The sequence below is a fragment of the Frankia sp. CcMO1 genome (assembly GCF_977945845.1).
The window spans coordinates 1-2,750 of the sequence record NZ_CDWTMG010000390.1; the positions used below are offsets into that span (position 1 = coordinate 1).

At 70.8% G+C, this 2,750-nt stretch carries 5 protein-coding genes; 4 read left to right on the forward strand and 1 reads right to left on the reverse strand.

Annotated features, from left to right (window positions below):
* Window positions 1–65 precede the first annotated feature (65 nt).
* The 4 genes from AC08OU_RS24250 (at window position 66) to AC08OU_RS24265 (ending at window position 2,402) form a co-directional block, all read left to right on the forward strand.
* Complete coding sequence (locus AC08OU_RS24250) at window positions 66–599, forward strand: DNA-processing protein DprA (protein ID WP_476599157.1); 534 nt, start codon at window positions 66–68, stop codon at window positions 597–599.
* Entirely contained in the window at window positions 505–1,209 is a 705-nt protein-coding gene (locus AC08OU_RS24255) for a DNA-processing protein DprA (RefSeq protein WP_476599122.1), read from the forward strand. Before AC08OU_RS24250 ends, AC08OU_RS24255 begins: the two co-directional genes overlap by 95 nt.
* A gap of 87 nt (window positions 1,210–1,296) precedes the next feature.
* Complete coding sequence (locus AC08OU_RS24260) at window positions 1,297–1,740, forward strand: site-specific integrase (protein WP_476599124.1); 444 nt, start codon at window positions 1,297–1,299, stop codon at window positions 1,738–1,740.
* A 29-nt stretch (window positions 1,741–1,769) separates the two neighbouring features.
* Window positions 1,770–2,402 (forward strand): tyrosine-type recombinase/integrase, encoded by a 633-nt coding sequence (locus AC08OU_RS24265; RefSeq protein ID WP_476605906.1) that lies wholly within the window; start codon window positions 1,770–1,772, stop codon window positions 2,400–2,402.
* On the opposite strand, the gene AC08OU_RS24270 is transcribed toward AC08OU_RS24265, so the two are convergent.
* Window positions 2,387–2,750: M23 family metallopeptidase (locus AC08OU_RS24270; RefSeq protein WP_476605907.1), on the reverse strand; the 364-nt coding region annotated here is incomplete at its 5' end. The genes AC08OU_RS24265 and AC08OU_RS24270 overlap by 16 nt on opposite strands.

The following is a 2,750-nucleotide window of genomic DNA, read 5'->3' on the forward strand; positions in this document are numbered from 1 at the left end:
CCCGCGTCTTCGGCCCGGAACATCGTCGCGTGGCCGTCGAGGTCAGGCGCCGGGGTGCGTCCGAGGTGTGGAATGCGCTCCGGGCGGCGCACCCGAGTGTCGATCCGGTTCGGGACCTGGACGCGGCATGGCGCGCCGGCGCCCGGCTGGTCTGTCCCCAGGACGCCGAGTGGCCCCTCGAACTGGATGCCCTGGACCGTTTTCGGGACGAGGGAGACGGTTCGATGATCGGCACTCCACTGGCTTTGTGGGTCCGTGGTCCGGTCAACCTGAGCGAGCTCCCACCCCGGGCGGTCACTGTCGTGGGCTGCCGGACCGCGACCAGCTACGGGCTGCACCTCGCCGGAGAGATCGCGTTTGCGATGGCGGAACAGGGATGGGCCGTGGTGTCGGGAGCCGCGTTCGGCATTGACGCAGCAGCACACCGGGGGGCGTTGGCCGCAGCCGGATCGACGGTGGCGGTGCTCGCCGGGGGGTGTCGACGTTCCCTACCCGACTGCCCATGTGGAACTGCTGGAGGAGATCGCCCGTACCGGGGCGGTAGTCAGCGAGGTGTCGCCGGGCACGCCTCCGTACCGACGCCGATTCCTCACCCGTAATCGCATCATCGCGGCTCTGTCCCGGGGGACGGTCCTGGTCGAGGCGGGCCACCGTAGCGGCGCGCTGAACACGGTCGCCCACACCTGTAGGCTCGGTCGTCCCGTCATGGTCGTTCCGGGACCGGTGACCAGCGCCATGAGCGCAGGCTGTCACCGGCTGCTCCGGGACTTCCGTGAACAGACGGTCCTGGTCACCGGAGCCGAGGACATCAGGGAGGAAATCGCGAGTATCGGATCGTTCGCACAGCGGCCGGCGAGCGGGGATGGCCCGCGGGACGGGTTGTCCGAGGCGGTGCGCGAGCTTCTCGACGCGATGCCGGCCCGCGCTGCCGTCGGGGTGGCTGTGCTGGCGCGCCGCACCGGCCTGCGCCCCGAGGCGGTGCTGGCGATGCTGGGCCCACTCGCGGTGGAGGGGCTGGTCGAGAACGTGGCGGGCGGTTACCGCCTCACGAATCTGGGCCGAGCGCCGTCGAACCCGTCCCATCCCGCCACGTCCGGCAGGCGGTCCGGTACCCGACCGGGTGCCGCCCACGGCGGGGCCGATCGTTCCCCGACGCGCAGTACCGCGGATCCGGGACTCGACGGCGAAAACCCCGATGGGGAGACCTGAGGCAGCTTGGGTGCAATGTCCTCGGGTGCAATGTCGCGGACGCCGCGGCGTCTTGACGAGAACCGCCGATGCCGCCACGGTCGTCGCATGGCCCTGCGAGGCGAGAGCACCGAGGAGCCCGCCGACGGTCGGCTTCCGCCGCGGCAGCACCCCCGATCGACGCGTGGATCAGACGCCCGGCCAGGCGAGATAGACGCCCGGCCAGGCGAGATAGTCGAGACACCCGAGTCCGGCTGGGAGACGGCGGTCGCGGGTTTTCTCCGCCATCTCACCGCGGAGCTGGACCGATCTCCTGAGACCGTGCGTGCCTACACCGCCGACCTCGCTAACCTGCGCGCTCACGCGGAGCGGATGGGCTGTTCGGTCCTCGCCGACCTCGATCTGGCGCTTCTGCGGAGCTGGCTCGCCTCGATGCGCGCCGCGGGGCGGCGCCGGCAAGCCTGGCCCGGCGCGCCTCGATGGCCCGGGTCTTCTCCTCCTATGCGGCGCGCCGTGGCTTCCTCGACACCGACGTCGCCGCACGGCTCGTAGGTAACCGTACGGTCAGAAGGGTGCCTGAGGTGCTCACCGCCGCGGCCGCGCGTCAGCTCCTTGAGAACCCTTCGCCTGATGTGTCGCCCCCGGGCACGTCGCAGCCGTCCGGGCTGCCGGACTCGACGGCAGACTCCGAGCGGGCCGTACGGCGGGCGGTGGAGCTGCGGGACGCACTCGTTCTCGAGCTCCTGTACGGCAGCGGAATCCGGGTGTCCGAGCTGTGCGGTCTTGACCTGGGGCACATTGATGACGACCGGCGGTTGCTGCGGGTCCTCGGTAAGGGTGGCAAAGAGCGCAGCGTGCCGTTCAGTGTGCCGGCGGTGGCCTCCCTGCGGTCCTGGCGATCAACGGGACGGCCGCGGCTGATGACCGCCCGTAGCGGGCGTGCGCTGCTCCTCGGCCTGCGCGGAGGTCGCCTCGACCCGCGCACGGTACGGCGGATTCTGACGACGAGGGTGGCGGCCGGTGTTGCTCCGGCCGGTCTGACTCCGCATGGTCTGCGACATTCGGCGGCGACGCACATGCTGGAAGGCGGGGCCGATTTGCGCTCCGTCCAGGAGTTTCTCGGCCATGCAAGTCTCGCGACCACGCAGATCTATACCCACGTGACGCCGGAACGGTTGCGCGCGGCCTTTGAGCAGGCTCATCCCCGGGCTTGAGAGAAGGCCGGGGACCCAGGGGAGCGATCTGCTAGGGGGAGGAGGGGCAGGAGGCGGGGCGGAGTTCTGCGGAAGAACAGCAGAGGATTGAGGTAGTCCGTCCGGCGCAGAAGCCCCCAGTGCAGGCATGCGGCCACCGGACAGCCTGGATGGCCATCGCTCATCCAGCCGAGCAGGTCCCCGGCTCGGACCGCGGTTCCGGGGCTGATCGCCGGCGTCAGTGGTTCGTAGGTCGTGCGGAGGTCGCCATGCGTGACGGTGACGATGCCGCGGTTCGCCACGGACCCGGCGAAACTCACCACCCCGTCGGCTGCGGCGAGAACCGGGGCGGCCGGAGAGGCTTTGAGG

Excerpts from the sequence above, each read along its gene's own strand:
- AC08OU_RS24260 (WP_476599124.1), top strand. The coding sequence starts at position 1,297 with ATGGCCCTGCGAGGCGAGAGCACCGAGGAGCCCGCCGACGGTCGGCTT.